This is a genomic window from Bacillus sp. RC242 (assembly GCF_044908245.1).
Lineage (GTDB): Bacteria > Bacillota > Bacilli > Bacillales > Bacillaceae_G > Bacillus_A > Bacillus_A mycoides.
Map to the genome: position 1 here is coordinate 51206 of NZ_JBIYCZ010000011.1, position 18512 is coordinate 69717.

Here is an 18512-nt window from a genome sequence, read left to right on the forward strand (position 1 = left end):
GGCTTTATATTTTTAAATTGAGAGTTTGAAATTGTATTCATATTGAGAGGATTTGAATTTGAAATGATAGATAATTTTTGGAATGATTTACCACGACCATTTTTCGTACTTGCACCAATGGAAGATGTGACAGATGTTGTTTTTCGTCACGTAGTAAGTGAAGCTGGTAGCCCAGATGTATTCTTCACAGAGTTTACAAACTCGGATAGCTATTGTCATCCAGAAGGTATGAAAAGTGTACGTGGCCGTTTAATTTTTACAGAAGATGAACAGCCGATTGTCGCGCATATTTGGGGAGATACTCCTGAATATTTCCGCCAAATGAGTATTGGTATGGCAGAGCTAGGATTTAAAGGTATCGATATTAATATGGGCTGCCCTGTACCGAATGTAGCATCAAGAGGAAAAGGTAGTGGCCTTATTCTACGTCCAGACGTTGCGGCAGAACTTATTCAAGCAGCAAAAGCAGGCGGACTACCTGTCAGCGTAAAAACACGACTTGGCTTTAAAGAGTTAAGTGAGTGGGAGGATTGGTTAACGCACATTTTCAAACAAGATATTGCGAACCTTTCTATTCACTTACGTACAAGAGAAGAAATGAGCCAAGTAGATGCGCACTGGGAACTAATTCCGGAAATTAAAAAATTACGTGACCGTATCGCACCAAATACGCTAATAACAATCAATGGAGACATTCCTGACCGTCAAACTGGAATGGAACTTGCTGAAAAATACGGTATTGATGGCGTTATGATCGGACGAGGTATCTTTAAAAATCCATTTGCCTTTGAAAAAGAGCCAAGAGAACATAGCAGTCAAGAACACCTTGACCTTTTAAGACTGCAGCTTGACCTTCAAGATCAATATGCAGAAGTACTACCACGTTCAATCACAGGGCTTCATCGCTTCTTCAAAATTTATGTAAAAGGATTCCCTGGAGCTGCTGAACTAAGAAATCAATTGATGAACACGAAATCAACTGATGAAGTGCGTGCGTTGCTTGATAAGTTTGAGGCGAGTGTTGATAAGGATGGAGATAGTGAAACAGTGTAACTTTTGAAAGTTAGAGGGATAGGGTGTAGCGATTTTATGAGTGTTTGTTCCATTTTAATTAAGGTGAACCGTATCATAAGTAAGTGAGGTATTCTATGTAAAACAAGGGTAAGAAAAGAATACAGGAGAAAATTGAAAATGGCAGGTTGGTCTTGATTTTCACTGATATTATCATGTTTATTTTATTATGCCTATAACTTGGAGGCTATGTGAATGTTAAGTGATCAGACGAGGTATTCTAGGCTCGCGAATATAACAAAAATAATAAATACAAAATTAGAATTACGTGAAGTATTGCAGCGTGTAACAATGGCGATATCAGAGGAGATTGTTAGGTGCAACGCTGTTGGAATTTATTTACCCCAGGAAGATGGAACATTTAGAGGGTTTGCAGGGAAACCAGAGACCATAAATGGCGTAACGCTCGATACTCAGGTAATTGATCCTGAAATAGACTTACTGGCAAAAGAAGTTATTGAAACAAAAAAAACCATCTATATCCCTGATACCTCAAAGGATCATCGGCCGGATCCAAGACCAGTTGATGCGTTCAAAATTAAGTCCTTATTAGCCCTGCCTATCTCATTTGGACAAGAGTTATTTGGTCTGGTTTTTTTATTTGATTATGGAGTTCCAATGAACTTAACAGATTCAGAGATTCAAAGTGTTGAAGCTTATGTAAATATGGCTGCGGTCGCAATTCAAAACGCAAATAATTTAACACAAAAGGAAAACCTTATTGCCGAGAAGCAGCTGTTACTAGATGTTACCCGTGATTTATCAATGTGTTCCTCGATACAGGAGAGTTTTGATAAATGTTTTTTTTACTTAGGACAGATTTTAGAGAGTAAAAACATGGCTGCCCACCTTTTAGACCCGCTAGACAAAACAACGATTAAAACAACGAAGTTAAGCAAGGACTGTGATTGGACAGAAGCGGATTGGATGGAGAAAAGCTATGAAGCCAAGATCCAAGAGGTTATTCAAACAAAAAATATAGATAGTAAGGGTCTACTGATGATTCCATTGGTTTCAATGGGAGAAGTATTAGGGGTAATCGTCGTTGGCAAAGAGGGAAAAGCTCACAATTACGATAATTCCCAAATTCAACTGGCAAAATCTATCGTTGATGCCACAGCTCCTACGTTTTCAAACTTGTTATATATGGATCAACTTGAAAGCATGGTGGAAGAGCGAACGAGAGAACTAGCTGCCGCTAATGAAAAAGTTACAAGTGTGATTGAAATTATTACGGATGGATTCTTTACTCTGAATAATGAATGGGAATTCACGTACGTAAATAAGCATCAATATTTTCCACAAAGAAAAACAGCAAAAGATGTATTAGGTAAGAATATATGGGAGGTCTTCCCGAGTAGCGTCGACGCAGTTATGTATAAGGAATTTCATCGTGCAATGTCAGGACGAATTACAGTTCATTTCGAATTTTTTTCTATCTCTGATGAATATTGGCACGAAGTTATTGCATATCCGTATGATGATGGTATTTGTTGTATTTTTAAAAACATAACGGAAAAAAAGCAATATGAGCAGGAATTGAAAAGGTTATCCAACATAGATTTAATAGGGCAAATGGCAGCAGGTATCAGCCATGAGATTAGAAATCCAATGACAACAGTAAGAGGATTTTTGCAGTTATTAAAAGAAGAGCGCACCTATGAGAAACATAATAAGTACTTTAATTTAATGATTGAAGAACTTGATCGTGCCAATTCTATTATTACTGAATTTCTCTCAATCGGTAATACAAGGAAATCGGATTTGCAGATGTTAGATTTAAATTCAATTATCCACGATATTATTCCTTTAATAAAGATTGATACGTATAATCAAAATAAATCTATTCAAGTCGATACAAATGACATTCCGGAATTATTTTTAAATCGTAATGAGATACGACAATTATTAATAAACCTATACCGTAATGGCTTAGAAGCGATGAGCACAGGGAAAGTTCTAACCATTAGCACCTACAAGGAATGTCAAAATTGTGTGGTGCTTGCAGTGCGGGATCAAGGAAAAGGTATCAGGCCTGAAGTATTAGAGAAACTGGGTACTCCATTTTACACGACCAAAGATAATGGAACTGGATTGGGGCTAGGCATATGTTATGCCATTGCTACCCGTCATAATGCAAAAATAGAAATTCAAACAGGCTCGGAAGGCACGACCTTTTTTGTTAAATTTAATTATGAAAATAATGAACAATAACCTCATTTAGATTAGTTATGGTGAACTGTACCACAAATATTCATATTTGAGTTGCATAAAAAAATGGACAAACCTATATTAGGTTTGTCCATTTTCAAGTATGTTAATTAATAGTAAATCCCCATCCGTAATTTCGCACGATTATCCTATCCTTTTTTGCTTTATTAATATCATCCTCAAAGGAAGGTGATGTCCCACTACCAAATAAAAACCTTTTACAGTATTTAATTTTAATTCTTCTTTACATAGTTTAATATAATGTTTAATTTGATTTAAAGCGTTTCTATCAATAGGGCCTTTCTTAATTTCTACTACAATAAATTCGTTATTAGTAGTATCTCTTAATAACAAATCTAAACGTGATTCATCTGAGAAGATATGCTGTGATTTTTCAATTGTATAGTTTGCATCAAGTATTGAAGGGTTAGAAATGATGAATTTCTCGATATCTCTTTCTAAAATTTGAAATACTTCTTCAGCGGTTAAAACTCTATTAGTAAGTCTACCCTTGGACTCATTTTGTTCAATTAAATCTAATAATAAATTGATATCAGATGGATTCAATTCTTTCCAAGTACGAAGAGCAGAAGAAATTGCACTTAATAAAGTTTGATTAGGATTAAGGTTTGCAGACCTGGATAATTTACTCAATAATTCAGGTGTAATTTCCAAAGGAACTTGAAGGACTTTAGATTGAATAGGATTTCCAAACGCAATACATTCGCTTGGTGTCAGTTGCTGAATCTCTTTCTTTAGGTGAGGATTATCATATTTATTCATGATTAAACGATTCTGTTTGATATCTTTTACAAGCACGACTTCTTCGACCAGATAATATGCGGTTATATAGCGCTTGTTATGTATTGTTTTATGAAAGAATAGAAAATCTCCCTTTTGTACTTTTAGGAGCTTTTCGGTATTAGCCCCTGACTCTCCATATGTATATTCTGTTAGCATTGGGTCCTCATGTCCGAAGTTTCGTTCAGCATCTTTATAACCAATTAGATAATTCACTATTGATTCCCTCCCGTATGAACTCTAGTATCATTATAATTCAATTGGTTTAAAATGGATAATTCCAAGTACCTAAACAACATATATTGCTGTTTTAAACTCATCCCCAAAAGCATTAATCCACCCAAGACTACAAAACCTCACCCTAAAATGTTAAAGTAGTAACTTAACGACATTAATTTACACATGCTAAAAGCATTACTATAATCAACATTTCAGGAGGAAATACAATGGCAATGAGCAACAACGATATATTAAAAAGAGTAAGATACGCTTTAGATATAAGAGATATAGATATGGTGGAAATATTTAATCTTGGTGGCATGGAAGTAACGAAAGAGGACGTACTTGATATGCTTACAAAAGTAAAGAGAAGTCCACAACATGAAGCTGAAAATGATGATGTAATCGAAGATGAGTACGTATTAACATGCGACATGATGATGCTAGAGGCATTTTTAAATGGATTTATTACTTTAAAAAGAGGGAAGCAAGATCCGAAACCAGGGCAACCGGCACCTGTACAGAGCAAGGAGAGTGCGAATAACCTTCTTCTAAAGAAAATGAAAATAGCACTATCTTTAACGAGTGAAGATGTGCTTGATATATTAGACAGCGTAGGAGTTATCGTAACAAAAGGAGAGTTAGGCGCTTTATTAAGAAAGAAAGGCCATAAGCATTACAAAGAGTGCGGCGATAGATACGCAAGGAATTTCATTAAGGGATTAGGTGTAAAGTACAGAGGATAATAAGTTCGGTGAAACAGTAAATGATATAATAGATAGAGTAGGGCGTTTGTGTCCTATTCTTTTTTATTTGTAAAATAATACACTAGGTGATGAAATGGTACATACATATTTAGGTGAGACAATTAATTTTCATATAACTTATAAGAAGAAAAAGTCGGTGCGTCTTTTTGTAGATTCGTACGGAAATGTGGAAGTGCAAGCTCCAAAAGGAACGCCTGTTGAATACTTAGTCCAATTGTTAGAGGAGAAATGGGATTGGATTCAGAAAACACGTAAGGAAATGCAGGAGCGAGCGCTTGGACCACAGGAAAAGGGTTATGATCAAGGCGAGGGCTTTCTGTATTTAGGGAATACGTATCCGATACAGATTTCTCAAGATGCAAGTATTGAACAAGATAATGCAGTATTTGAAGGGAATAAGCTACATATTTACGTGAATGAGCTTAAGGATGAGAAAATCCAGCAGGCTTTAAAACGATTTTACTATAAGCAGTGCAAGGCATTAGTAGAGAAGAGTATTAAAGCGCATCAAAGTAATTTTAAAACAAAACCACGTTCTATTCGTATTACAGATAGTAGTCGTACGTGGGGAACTTGTGATTCAAATCTACAGTTAACGTTTAATTGGAAGTTAGCAATGGCACCACAGCGAGTAATTGATTATGTAGTTGTTCATGAAATGTGTCATATGGTTCATTTAAATCATGATCGTTCTTTTTGGCGTCTTGTTGGGAAGATAATGCCTGATTATAAGGAAATGGAAAACTGGTTAGCGTTATCAAGTTGGAAGATGACGGTTTAGTAATGCGCTTTATATAGGTTGCGATTATTGTCAATACTTGTCGGTAAGTCGATATATTTAAAAAATCGCTCATATAATTTCATTTGCCAGGGGATTATTGAATGAGGAGAAAGTAAAAGGAGGTGTCACAGTGGACATCTCCTTTTTCAGGTGTAGGAACTATCGTCCAAACTTCACAACGAAATCCCCATCTATTTTCTCCATCTTATATCCACGATACCCCTCTGAAAGTAACGCTTGCTTTTCACTAACATCACTCATCGGAACACTTTTAACATTCGTCCAATCTCTTTCTGTGTCCTTACGCAATTCCTTCACAAAAACATACCGCATACTCCCGCCATACTTCTCCTTCAGCGCAGCAATTTCCATCCCTTGCGCAAATTTATCCTTTAAACTAGGAATGTTAAAAGGTGCAACGGTGCAGCAAACATAGTCGTACTGGCTGCCTTCTTTTTGTAATTCATCCATGATGACTGTGGCTAATATTTTTTGCATGCCATTTCCGCGGCAGTTCGGGTGAACGTTTGAGATTTCTTGATAGATGACGCGGTGTAGTTCACTTTCTGATAGGCCGATATCAAGTCCTAAATGTTCATCGTCGATAGGAGGGACGAGTAGGGCACGAAATGCGATGAGCTCGTTTTGTATAAACGCACCGATCATCATGCCATTTCCTTCTAGAATGTATTGAAATTCTTCTAGCAAGAGTGGTTGTAAACGACCTTTATCTTCTAGCGCTTCAACTACAACGTTTTGTAATGATAAAATTTGTTCCATATGTTCTAAAGATAGTAATGTAACGTGAAATGAATCGTTGTTTTGTTTTAATGTTCCTTCGTAAAGAGTCGTCATGTGTTAGTCCTCCTTTAGCGTACAACGTCTTGAAAGACGGTTAATTCTTGTAATGTATTTTCGTTTATTTCAATGCCGAGTCCCGGCTTTTCGTTTAAGCGAATAAATGGTACGTCGTAATGTAAGTTTCCGATGTCTTTCGTGAATTTTAATGGCCCCGTTAGCTCGACACTAGTAATGATTTTTTTTGAGAAAGCGACATGGAATCCTGCGGAAGAGGCAACAGATGATTCGACCATGGATCCAACTTGGCATTCAATGCCTGCCATTTCAGCTTGATGAGCGAGTTTTACAGCTGGATATATGCCGCCGCATTTCATTAGTTTTATATTCACTTTATCAGCTGCGTCTAATTTAATAATTTGGCGCATTTCACGAGAGCCTTTTAGTCCTTCATCAATCATAAGCGGAAGATCTGTTTTCGAACGAATGTGAGCCATTGCATCAATATCATCCGCTACAACAGGTTGTTCAATCCAGTCGATGTTTAAATGTCCTAATGAACGAAGTGCTGTTAATGTGTTTGCGCTATTTTTCCAGCCTTGGTTTACATCAACACGAATCGCGATATCATTTCCTACACGTTCACGTACAGCTTCAATTCGTTTTACATCTTCTTTTACATTCGTACCGACTTTCATTTTGAAAGATTGGTAACCTTTCTTAATCATGGAAGCTGCTTCTTCAGCCATATTTTCTGGATCGGCGATACTTAAGACGTGAGTGACAGGAAATGCTTCATGGTAGCGTCCTCCAATTAATTGATATACAGGTTGATTTAGTTTTTTACCCAGTATATCAAAACAAGCGATATCAATCGCAGCTTTCGCAGTAGGAATACCGTAAATTGTATTGTCCATCATATCGTGTATTTTTTCGATATTCATTGGATTTTTCCCAATTAGAGCAGGAGCTAGTGTATGTTTTAAAACATGGAAAGTACTTTCCCATGATTCACCTGTAACGTGATCATCAGCAACGCCTTCACCGTAACCGATAATGCCTTCATCTGTTTCCATTTTGACGATAATAGAAGGCATATCAGAATAAGAACCATAACTAATAACAAACGGATCGCGAAGCGGTAAACGAATTGCGTAAAGGTGAATAGCTGTAATTTTCATTGAATAAAGACCCCTTCCTGTTTACAATGGTTTTGTACATTTGATATAGTTGACGTTAAATAGTCGTTAATTAATGATAAGGAGTTAGAGAAAATGATGATAAAAATTGCAGTTGTCGGTTCAAAAGAGTTTATGGAGAATCTTTTACCTATTGCTCATAAACTAGAAGAGATAGAGATTGATCCATATATTTACCTTCACCCGGCAGAATCTTCTGAACTATTAAAGCGTTTAAAACCTTGTGATGTTATTTTTTTCTCGGGTGCCCTACCTTATTATATGGCAAAAGAAATAAGAGAACAATTACCAATTCCAAGTACGTACTTACAGCAAGACGAGACAACTGTCGCTTCTTCACTTCTTTCTATAATATATCATCAAAGTATTCAACCTCATAAAATTTCAATTGATTTAGTAGATCGTTCGTTTATTAAAAATGTGTTCCATGATATCGGTCTGAAAGAAACTCCGCAAGTGATGGATTATGAAAATGTGTTATGGAGTAATGATGAAATTAAGAGAATCATTGATTTTCATTTAGCTAAATATCAATCAGGAGAGGCTGATTTAGCTTTAACTAGTATTCACGCTGTCTACGATGAACTTCAAAAAATAGGTATTCCTTCAGAGCGTATGATAGATCCAACGCAGTCAATTATACATGGATTAAAAGATGCAAAAATAAAAGCTGAGTTAGCAAAAAGCCATTCAGCTACTGTTGGTGCTTGTATTATATCCTTTATAGAGTTACAAGAAAGATCGCTTGAACAATTAAATGTAATTTCAAAAGAATTACGTGGTTCATTTAAACAAGTTGATGAAATGACTTTTATTTTGTATACAACTCGTGGTGATATCGAATCGAGTATAAAAACAAATACGATAGATCGTTTATTTACGAATATAGAAGGAGCTGTATCTATTGGATTTGGTTACGGAAAAACAGTAAATGAAGCGGAACAAAATGCAAAAATCGCTCAAGGTTTCGCAAAAAATAATCCGATAGAACGCTGCTTTTATATACTAACAAGTGATAAAAAATTATTTGGCCCGTTCCCGAAAGAACAGAGAGTACAAAGTTTAAAAAACGATAATCCAGAATTAATGAAAATAGCGAAGGAAACGAAGCTTAGTCCTGCAAACTTGTCAAAAATTATTCAGTTTAGTCAATCGCATCCATCATTGAAATTTACAGCGGCGGATCTTTCTGAGTACTTACAAGTGACTCGGCGATCGACGGAAAGGCTGTTAAAGAAATTAGTTGATTACAGATATGCCAATATTTGCGGCGAGGAAATGCCCTATCAACAAGGGCGCCCTCGTGCAATATATGAGCTAAATTTACCGTTGTATTCGTTTCAAAAATTTTAAGCTTCTAGTTGTGCTTTTTGTTTTTTCAGTAGGTCTGCTTTTTCAATATCAGATAGCTTCGTAATTGTGAAGCCAGTTATACCATAAATGATTGAAATAATAGGTACGATGAAATTCAATATAGCATAAGGAGCATATTCGAATGCGCCTACACCAAGTGTTGCGAGTATAAATACACCACATGTATTCCAAGGTACGAAAACAGAAGTTAATGTTCCGCCATCTTCTAATGCTCTGGATAAATTTTTAGAATGTAGTCCTTTTTCTGTGTACGCATTTGCATACATTCTTGAAGGAACAACAATCGAAATATATTGTTCAGAGCAAGTAAGATTCGTTGCAAAGCAAGATGTGATAGTAGAAGCGATAAGTCCCTTTGCTGATGTCGCTAATTTTAAAATTTGATTTACAATTGAGCGAAGAATGCCAGTATGTTCTAGTACTCCTCCGAAAGTCATAGCGACAATTGTCATAGAAACTGTATTCATCATAGAGCTTAAGCCACCACGGTTAAATAGTTCGTCTACTAGCTTGTTTCCAGTGTCTATAACAAATCCACTTTGGAGTGCACCGACAGCTGATGAGACAGAACCACCTTGAATAAAGACTTGTGATAAGAATCCTAAAATAACACCTACGAGAATAGCTGGTATAGCAGGGACTTTTTTAGCGACCAATACCATAACAACTACTGGTATAATTAATAGAAAAGGTGAGATAACAAAGTTTTGTTGCAATACTTGTAACGTTTGATCGATGCTTTTTGAATCAATATTGTTATCGCCAAAGCTTCTTCCTAAGAACGCATAAACGATAAGAGTAATAATTAAACCTGGAATTGTAGTAAATAACATGTGACGAATATGTGTGAATAAATCTGTATTTGTTAATCCTGCGGCTAAGTTTGTCGTGTCTGAAAGCGGTGACATTTTATCGCCAAAATAAGAACCGGAAATTATAGCGCCAGCAACCATTGGAGCTGGGATTCCCATACTTAGGCCAATTCCCATTCCAGCAACACCGATTGTTCCCATTGTAGACCAAGAGCTACCGATTGCTAATGCAACGATAGAACAAATAATTGTAATTGAAACTAAAAATAGTGATGGAGTTAAAAGTTTTAAGCCGTAATAAATCATAGTAGCGACGATTCCGCCGCCAATCCAAGCACCGATCGTTAAACCTACAAGAATAATGATAACGATAGCGGGTAATGCAAGGCGAATTCCTTTATACATCGATTCTTCAATGTCATTCCATTTGTAACCGTATCGCCAAGCGACGATCGAAGCAACGGTTGTACCGATAATAAGTGGGACGTGAGGGCTTTGTTCTAATACAACAATTGTAACCATCATAACTGCAACTGTAATGATAATAGGGATTATTGCTATGCCAAAAGGTATTTCTCTTTTCATAAACTGCCTCCTCATTATGTATGTTTGTATTTTTAGAATTGTCGCAAAATAGACGTTATTAAGTTATAATAACTAAAAATAGATGTAAGCGTCAATATAAAAACAGAAAATATCGAATCTTCTATTTGTATGGATATCTTTATAAGATGAGTTGAAATCGGGTATTAACGGTATTAAAAAATAAACAATTGACTTTTTTCTTAAAATTCAATATGTTCATAAAAACATCTGTTTTTCATAAGTATAATTAATCTGAATGGTTTGTAATTAGGGGAAGGAGAATGAAGCTTTGAAAACATTAGAACTACAAGAGCGTTTAACTGAAATTTTTCAGCATTTACATGAAAACCCTGAAGTAAGCTGGAAGGAATATGAAACGACATCTTATATTACTAACTTTCTAAAAGAAGAAGGAATTTCATATAAAATATTTGATGATTGCCCTGGCGTGATTGCTGAAATCGGAAGAGGGAATCCAGTTATCGCGATTCGTGCTGATATGGATGCACTATGGCAAGAAGTAGACGGAGAATTTAAAGCGAATCACTCATGCGGCCACGATGCTCATATGACAATTGTGATGGGTCTTATTTTACAATTGAAAAATATGAGATGGGATAGTGGTACTGTTAGATTTATTTTTCAGCCGGCAGAGGAAAAAGGAAATGGTTCCTTAAAGATGGTAGAGAAGGGCGCCGTGGATGATGCTGATTTCTTATTTGGTGTTCATTTAAGGCCGATTGAAGAGCTGCCTTTGAAACAAGCAGCCCCATCTATTCGTCACGGAGCTGCAGCATTTTTAGAAGGGATGATTCATGGAGATGATGCACACGGGGCACGCCCACATCAAGGTATAAATGCAATTGATGTCATTTCGATGATCAATATTGGATTGAAAAATATATGGTTACCGCCGCAGACGTCTTATTCTGTTAAGATGACGAGATGCCAAGCTGGTGGTGATAATCTAAATATTATTCCAGGTAACGGGCACTTTAGTTTAGATGTAAGAGCAGAAAATAACATATTACTAGATGAATTGAAGCGAAAAATAGAGCAAGTAATTCAGTCAGCTGAATCAATGGGATCTAAACTTTCTTATGAGTGGATTGATCTCGCACCAGGAGCTGAAGTGTCAGAAGAAGCTGAGCGTTTCATGCGGAAAGGCATTCTTGAAGTGTACGGGGAAGAGGGATGTACTGGACCACTGTATACGACAGGAAGCGATGATTTCCATTACTATACAGTGAAAAGACCCCATTTAAAAGCTGTCATGCTTGGACTAGGGGCGAACTTACAACCTGGATTACACCATCCGTATATGAAGTTTGATCATAGCTGTATAATGGATGGAGTAGAAATATTGAAACAAACTGTATTGAAAGTATTAGAAGACAGGGGCTAGAAAGCTCCTGTTTTTTTGGTAGGAATTTGTTGTTAAGTCGATATATTCGATTTCGCGATAATATAATTTCACGTACCAATTAATTTGATAAAAATGAGCATTCAGTACGTGGTGTATAATAATAGTAATATTTCTTAATAGGAGCAAACGAATGAACGAACAATATTACGATGCTGTATTAAATATAAAAACCGTCGGTGAGCAAAAAGGATTTAATAAGTCTATGCATTATCACCGTTATGAACCGACGCCATATAGCGGATTAGATGAGTTATTAAATCAATATGAAATAACAAGTAGCGATCGAATTGTAGACTTTGGGTGCGGAAAAGGGAGATTGAATTTTTACATGCACCATAAGTGTGGTGCTTCGGCCGTTGGGATTGAAATGAATGAAGAGTTTTATAAAGAAGCAATGGATAATCGTGATCGTTATGCGCGGAAAGTGAGAAACAGTAAAGATAAAATTCGGTTTGAATGTTGTTTAGCACAGGAATATGAGATTGATCCACGTGATAACCGGTTTTATTTCTTCAATCCATTTTCTGTCCAAGTGTTTATGAATGTAGTAAATAACATTTTGCTTTCGGTAGAGGAAATAGAGAGGAAAGTGGATATTATTTTATACTACCCTTCTGAAGATTATATTTTCTTCTTGGAGAATCAGACTGCTTTTGAATTGAAGAGAGAAGTTAGATTACCGGGTGCTTATGAGAAGAATGGGAATGAGAGATTTTTAGTTTATACATTAGGATTATAAAAAAAGCAGGTGCCTTGGCACCTGCTTTTTTAAAACTCACGTTTATATAATTAGTTACGGATTAAGTAATCAAATGCACCTAAAGCTGCATTCGCACCTGAACCCATAGAGATGATGATTTGTTTGTACGGATTATTTGTACAGTCACCTGCACCAAACACTCCTGGTACGTTTGTAGCGCCGTGCTTGTCTGTTACGATTTCACCGCGAACGCGTTCAACTGTTTCGCCTAACCAGTCTGTGTTTGGCACAAGACCGATTTGAACGAATACACCTTGTAATTCAACATGGTGTACTTCTTCAGTTTCACGATCGATGTAAGAAATACCGTTTACTTTATCAGTACCAGTGATTTCTTTCGTTTGAACGTTTTTCAGAACAGTTACGTTTGGTAAGCTGTTAAGACGTTCTTGTAATACAGCATCAGCTTTTAATTCTGGCATGAATTCAAGAACAGTTACGTGCTTAACAATACCTGCTAAGTCGATAGCTGCTTCAATACCAGAGTTACCACCGCCGATAACCGCTACATCTTTTCCGATGAATAATGGACCGTCACAGTGTGGGCAGTATGCTACACCTTTGTTTTTGAACTCAGCTTCACCCGGTACGCCAACATTACGCCAGCGAGCACCTGTTGAAACGATTACGCTCTTACTTTTCAGAATAGCGCCGTTTTCAAGTTCCACTTCAATAAGTTCTTTTTTCTCTAAACGTTTCGCACGTTGTAGATTCATTACATCGATGTCGTATTCTTTTACGTGCTCTTCAAGGCTTGCTACTAGCTTAGGACCTTCAGTGCGTTTTACGCTGATGAAGTTCTCAATACCCATAGTATCCATTACTTGACCACCGAAGCGCTCAGCAACGATACCAGTGCGGATGCCTTTACGTGCTGCATAAATTGCTGCACTTGCACCAGCTGGGCCGCCACCAACAACAAGAACATCGTATGGATCTTTATCAGAAAGCTCTGATGCATCTGGACCGTTACCCATTTTAGCTAAAATTTCTTCAAGTGTCATACGACCGCTTCCGAAAGATTCGCCGTTTAGGTAAACAGTTGGTACTGCCATGATGTCTTTACTTTCTACTTCCTCTTTGAATGCAGCGCCATCAATCATAGTATGTGTAATACTAGAGTTTAGAACGCTCATTACGTTAAGAGCTTGTACAACATCAGGACAGTTATGACAACTTAGGCTGATATAAGATTCAAAATGATATTCGCCTTGAATGTTTTTGATTTGATCGATTAATTTTTGTTCAACTTTTGGAGCACGTCCACTAACTTGTAGTAAAGCTAACACTAATGAAGTAAATTCGTGTCCTAATGGAATACCAGCGAATACGACACCAGTGTCTTCACCAGGGCGATTTACGCTAAAGCTTGGTGTTCTCTCTAGTTCAACTTTTTCTACTGTAATCTTAGATGACATAGTAGCTAATTCATCTACTAGAGATAACATATCTTTAGATACGTTATCGTCTCCTGCGCTTACTTTAAGTAAAATATCGTTCTCCATTAACTGAAGGTATTGGGATAGTTGTGTTTTTATATCTGCATCTAGTATCATTTTGATCGAACTCCTTAGATTTTGCCTACAAGGTCAAGGCTTGGTTTAAGTGTTGCAGAACCCTCTTGCCATTTAGCTGGGCAAACTTCACCTGGGTTGTTACGTACGTATTGAGCTGCTTTAATTTTGTTAACAAGGATGCTTGCGTCACGGCCGATACCGTCAGCATTGATTTCCATAGATTGGATAACGCCGTCTGGATCGATGATGAATGTACCACGAGCAGCAAGACCTTCTTCTTCCATTAAAACGTTGAAGTTTGTAGTAATTGTACGAGTTGGGTCACCAATCATAATGTATTCGATTTTGCCGATAGTTTCTGAGCTATCATGCCATGCTTTGTGAGTGAAGTGAGTGTCTGTAGATACAGAGTATACTTCAACGCCTAAGTCTTTTAGAGTTGCGTATTGGTTTTGTAAGTCTTCAAGTTCAGTTGGACAAACGAATGTGAAGTCTGCTGGGTAGAAACAAACTACGCTCCATTTTCCTTTTAAACTTTCGTCAGTAACTTGGATAAATTCTCCATTATGGTAAGCATTAGCTTTAAACGGTTTTACTTCTGTGCCGATTAATAACATATTAAAATTCCTCCTAAAGGTTGGTTTTGAGCATCGGAAATTAGTTTGCTCATAAAATATATTTTTTAATTAACTATAATAATTCTAATTCGATATTAATTATCATATAGAAGTGGTTATTTTGTCAAGAGAATAAACCAACTTTATACCAATTTAATTAATATTTATTCTCAATTAAGGCTGCTAGGGAATTAAAAGGTAATTTTCAAGTCATAAATTTTCAATGGGTGTTTGAAAGAGTAGTGTGTATGTTAGAGACATGGTGTAAGTATAAATTCTTAGGAAGGAAATATTTCTTAGAAGTTGTGGATTTGAAAAGGAACTACTTACTTCTATTTTACAAAGAATTGTGCAATAAATAAAACAAAATGTATCGGAATCTTTGTGAACAATTATTGTCATCATAAATATATATAATAAGAAGTATATTGCAATGAGAAATAGAAGCATTGACGCTCATTTCTAACAAGATATAATAAAAGCGAGATATGTATTGCAATAGAGAAGATATAGTATAGATTGAAAAAATTTCAATCTATTATTTTTTACGGCTTTTAGAAAACGTTTACATTTGGTATGGAGGGGAAACCATGTCTAAGTTCACGAAGTATTTTTTAATGGAAGCTAAAGATGTGATTACATATGTGCAAGAGAAAGTACCTAAGTTCGAGCATGCAAAGGGGCTAAAGTGTAAAGAAATAGGTGATGGTAATTTAAATTATGTGTTCCGCGTTTGTGATGAACAGAAGAGCATTTCTGTCATTGTAAAACAAGCTGGGGATACAGCGCGTATTTCAGATGAGTTTAAGTTGTCGACGAATCGAATCCGTATAGAATCAGATGTTTTACGATTAGAAGGAGAATTAGCACCTGGACTCGTGCCAAATGTATATTTGTTCGATAGTGTGATGAATTGTTGCGTGATGGAAGATTTATCAGATCACACAATATTGCGTACAGCACTCATAAATCATCAAATGTTTCCGAGGCTTGCTGAGGATTTAACTACTTTTATGGTAAACACTCTTCTATTAACATCAGATGTTGTAATGAATCATAAAGAAAAGAAGGAACTTGTGAAGAATTATATAAATCCTGAGTTATGTGAGATTACAGAGGACCTCGTATATTCAGAGCCATTTACAAATCATAATAAACGCAACGAATTGTTTCAATTAAACGAAGGATGGATTAGAGAGCTTATTTATAGTGATAAAGAGCTTCGTATGGAAGTAGCAAAACTTAAGTTTTCTTTTATGACGAATGCACAAGCGCTGCTTCACGGTGATTTACATACTGGTTCTGTTTTTGTAAAAAGTGATTCTACAAAGGTTATTGATCCTGAATTTGCTTTTTATGGACCTATGGGATATGACGTTGGGAATATAATGGCGAATTTAATGTTTGCATGGGTGAATGCAGATGCAGTGATGCAATCTGGTATTGAGAAAGATACATATATGAACTGGATAGAATCTACCATGATAGATGTAATTGATTTATTTAAGAAGAAGTTTTTAGATGCTTGGGATATTCATGTAACAGAGATTATGGCGAAGGAAGAAGGTTTTAACCAAGTTTATTTACAATCTGTATTAGAGGATACAGCTGCAGTGACGGGTCTTGAGTTAATTCGTCGTATTGTTGGTCTAGCGAAGGTGAAGGATATGACTTGTATTGAGAATGATGCAGCGCGTGCTAGAGCGGAGCGAATTTGTCTACAGGCAGCGAAGAAGTTTATTTTACAAGCGAATCAATATAAAACAGGTAGTAGCTTTGTAGAAACGTTAAAAAAACAGTCAATGCATAGTGCGAAATAAGGGGAGAAGATGATGGCAGAGCAATTAATACCAATTCAGTGGAAAGATGATGCTTTAGTGTTATTGGATCAAACGGTATTACCGAACGAAGTAGTCTATGAATCTTTTAAAACAGCTGAGGGTGTGTGGGATGCGATTCAAGTAATGAAAGTACGAGGAGCGCCGGCAATAGGTGTTTCAGCAGCCTACGGTGTGTATTTAGGAGTAAAGGAAGTTGCGGAAAGTTCGGCGGAAGAATTCATAGAGGAAGTAAAAAAGGTATGTGCATACTTAGCGACATCAAGACCGACGGCAGTAAATTTATTTTGGGCGCTTGAAAGAATGGAAAGTGTAGCGAAAGAGAATGCTCACTTATCAATTGCGCAGTTGAAAGATAGATTATTAGAAGAAGCAAAAAAGATTCATAGAGAAGATGAAGAAATTAACCGTCAAATTGGAGAACATGCATTAACATTATTCCATGATGGCATGGGGGTATTAACGCATTGTAATGCAGGTGCGTTAGCAACGACTAAGTATGGTACTGCGACAGCTCCAATGTACTTAGCGAAAGAAAAAGGATGGGACTTAAAAATCTATTCCGATGAAACACGCCCTAGATTACAAGGTTCAACGTTAACGGCATTAGAACTGCAGCGAGCGGGAATTGATGTAACGGTCATTACAGATAATATGGCAGCAATGGTCATGTCACAAGGGAAAATCGATGCAGTAATCGTTGGATGTGATCGTGTAGCAGCAAACGGGGATGTAGCAAATAAAATTGGAACATTAGGTGTTTCGATTTTGGCTAAATATTATAACATTCCGTTTTATGTAGCAGCACCAACGCCGACAATTGATTTGAAAACACTGACAGGAAAAGAAATTCCAATTGAAGAAAGAGATGCTTCTGAAGTGATCAATCGTTTCGGACAATACTCTGCTCCGCAAGAAAGTAAAGTATACAATCCGGCATTTGATGTCACGCCATATGAAAATGTAACAGCGATTATTACGGAAAAAGGAATTGTGAGAGCACCGTTTATGGAGAATTTAAAAAAGCTATTTCAATAAGTAGATAGTTTTTAGAAAAATAGTCATCATAAGTTTCTTACTAGGGGGATGTATATGTTATTGCAAAAAGAAAGAGAAGAAGTTGTAGCGTACGGAAAGAAAATGATTTCTAGTGGTTTAACAAAGGGGACTGGCGGTAATATTAGTATTTTCAATCGTGAACAAGGTCTTGTTGCAATTAGCCCAAGTGGTCTAGATTATTATGAAACGACGCCTGAAGATGTAGTTATATTGAATTTAGATGGTGAAGTGATAGAAGGAGAGAGAAAACCATCAAGCGAATTAGATATGCACCTTATCTATTATAGAAATCGTGAAGATATAAATGCGCTTGTACATACACATTCTCCTTATGCGAAGACAATCGCATCATTAGGATGGGAACTTCCTGCTGTATCATATTTAATTGCTTTTGCAGGTCCGAATGTTCGCTGTGCACCATATGAAACATTTGGTACGAAGCAATTAGCAGAGGCTGCTTTGGAAGGAATGATTGATCGTCGTGCAGTTTTACTTGCGAATCATGGTTTAATGGCTGGTGCAAATAATATAAAAATGGCGTTTACTATTGCAGAAGAAATAGAGTTTTGTGCTCAAATTTATTATCAAACGAAAAGTGTTGGAGAACCGAAATTACTGCCAGAAGACGAGATGGAGAATTTGTCGAAGAAGTTTGAAGGGTATGGACAGCAGTAGAA

16 protein-coding genes are annotated in these 18512 nt (G+C 36.5%); 10 read left to right on the plus strand and 6 right to left on the minus strand.

The genetic code is table 11. From position 1 onward, the window contains the following. Positions 1-63 precede the first annotated feature (63 nt). Entirely contained in the window at positions 64-1053 is a 990-nt protein-coding gene (locus ABH957_RS19715; RefSeq protein ID WP_063217660.1) for a tRNA dihydrouridine synthase, read from the plus strand. 213 nt (positions 1054-1266) lie between these two features. Then, complete coding sequence (locus ABH957_RS19720; protein WP_404457564.1) at positions 1267-3285, plus strand: GAF domain-containing sensor histidine kinase; 2019 nt, start codon at positions 1267-1269, stop codon at positions 3283-3285. Between the two features lie 141 nt (positions 3286-3426). Here the strand turns inward: ABH957_RS19720 and ABH957_RS19725 are convergent, their stop codons facing one another. Then, positions 3427-4299, minus strand: a complete 873-nt coding sequence (locus tag ABH957_RS19725; protein ID WP_404512056.1) for an endonuclease NucS domain-containing protein — start codon at positions 4297-4299, stop codon at positions 3427-3429. A gap of 230 nt (positions 4300-4529) precedes the next feature. Here ABH957_RS19725 and ABH957_RS19730 point away from each other — a divergent pair, with 230 nt between their 5' ends. Together ABH957_RS19730 and ABH957_RS19735 are read left to right on the plus strand one after the other, a co-directional pair. Then, a complete protein-coding gene (locus ABH957_RS19730; protein WP_404457566.1) occupies positions 4530-5048 on the plus strand; it encodes a YehS family protein in 519 nt (172 codons plus the stop codon). Positions 5049-5142: 94 nt separating this feature from the next. Beyond that, positions 5143-5850, plus strand: coding sequence for a M48 family metallopeptidase (locus tag ABH957_RS19735; RefSeq protein ID WP_000233748.1), 708 nt, complete (start codon positions 5143-5145; stop codon positions 5848-5850). A 159-nt stretch (positions 5851-6009) separates the two neighbouring features. Here the strand turns inward: ABH957_RS19735 and ABH957_RS19740 are convergent, their stop codons facing one another. Both ABH957_RS19740 and ABH957_RS19745 read right to left on the minus strand, forming a co-directional pair. Further along, positions 6010-6705, minus strand: coding sequence for a GNAT family N-acetyltransferase (locus ABH957_RS19740; protein ID WP_404457569.1), 696 nt, complete (start codon positions 6703-6705; stop codon positions 6010-6012). A gap of 14 nt (positions 6706-6719) precedes the next feature. Then, on the minus strand, positions 6720-7829 hold the full coding sequence (locus ABH957_RS19745) for a mandelate racemase/muconate lactonizing enzyme family protein (RefSeq protein WP_078178036.1): 1110 nt from the start codon (positions 7827-7829) through the stop codon (positions 6720-6722). A 93-nt stretch (positions 7830-7922) separates the two neighbouring features. Here ABH957_RS19745 and ABH957_RS19750 point away from each other — a divergent pair, with 93 nt between their 5' ends. Further along, the gene (locus tag ABH957_RS19750; protein ID WP_404457572.1) at positions 7923-9200 is read left to right on the plus strand and encodes a transcriptional regulator; all 1278 of its coding nucleotides are present in this window, start codon (positions 7923-7925) and stop codon (positions 9198-9200) included. Here ABH957_RS19750 and nhaC read toward each other — a convergent pair. Beyond that, the gene (gene nhaC, locus ABH957_RS19755; protein ID WP_404512058.1) at positions 9197-10618 is read right to left on the minus strand and encodes a Na+/H+ antiporter NhaC; all 1422 of its coding nucleotides are present in this window, start codon (positions 10616-10618) and stop codon (positions 9197-9199) included. The genes ABH957_RS19750 and nhaC overlap by 4 nt on opposite strands. A gap of 289 nt (positions 10619-10907) precedes the next feature. On the opposite strand from nhaC, the gene ABH957_RS19760 reads away from it, so the two are divergent. Both ABH957_RS19760 and ABH957_RS19765 read left to right on the plus strand, forming a co-directional pair. Beyond that, positions 10908-12023: a M20 peptidase aminoacylase family protein gene (locus ABH957_RS19760; RefSeq protein WP_404512060.1), complete on the plus strand. Its 1116-nt coding sequence runs from the start codon at positions 10908-10910 to the stop codon at positions 12021-12023. A gap of 151 nt (positions 12024-12174) precedes the next feature. Next, entirely contained in the window at positions 12175-12783 is a 609-nt protein-coding gene (locus ABH957_RS19765; RefSeq protein ID WP_404491642.1) for an SAM-dependent methyltransferase, read from the plus strand. Between the two features lie 50 nt (positions 12784-12833). On the opposite strand, the gene ahpF is transcribed toward ABH957_RS19765, so the two are convergent. Together ahpF and ahpC are read right to left on the minus strand one after the other, a co-directional pair. Beyond that, a complete protein-coding gene (gene ahpF / locus ABH957_RS19770; protein ID WP_016093439.1) occupies positions 12834-14360 on the minus strand; it encodes an alkyl hydroperoxide reductase subunit F in 1527 nt (508 codons plus the stop codon). A gap of 14 nt (positions 14361-14374) precedes the next feature. Beyond that, positions 14375-14938 (minus strand): alkyl hydroperoxide reductase subunit C, encoded by a 564-nt coding sequence (gene ahpC, locus ABH957_RS19775; RefSeq protein ID WP_000924420.1) that lies wholly within the window; start codon positions 14936-14938, stop codon positions 14375-14377. A 590-nt stretch (positions 14939-15528) separates the two neighbouring features. Here ahpC and mtnK point away from each other — a divergent pair. From mtnK to ABH957_RS19790, 3 genes are read left to right on the plus strand one after another with little or no spacing between them, the layout of a single operon-like run. Continuing rightward, positions 15529-16758, plus strand: a complete 1230-nt coding sequence (gene mtnK / locus ABH957_RS19780) for an S-methyl-5-thioribose kinase (protein WP_404491640.1) — start codon at positions 15529-15531, stop codon at positions 16756-16758. A gap of 12 nt (positions 16759-16770) precedes the next feature. Continuing rightward, positions 16771-17814 (plus strand): S-methyl-5-thioribose-1-phosphate isomerase, encoded by a 1044-nt coding sequence (gene mtnA, locus ABH957_RS19785; RefSeq protein ID WP_404446864.1) that lies wholly within the window; start codon positions 16771-16773, stop codon positions 17812-17814. A 54-nt stretch (positions 17815-17868) separates the two neighbouring features. After that, a complete protein-coding gene (locus ABH957_RS19790) occupies positions 17869-18510 on the plus strand; it encodes an L-fuculose-phosphate aldolase (RefSeq protein ID WP_404446861.1) in 642 nt (213 codons plus the stop codon). Positions 18511-18512: the final 2 nt, after the last annotated feature.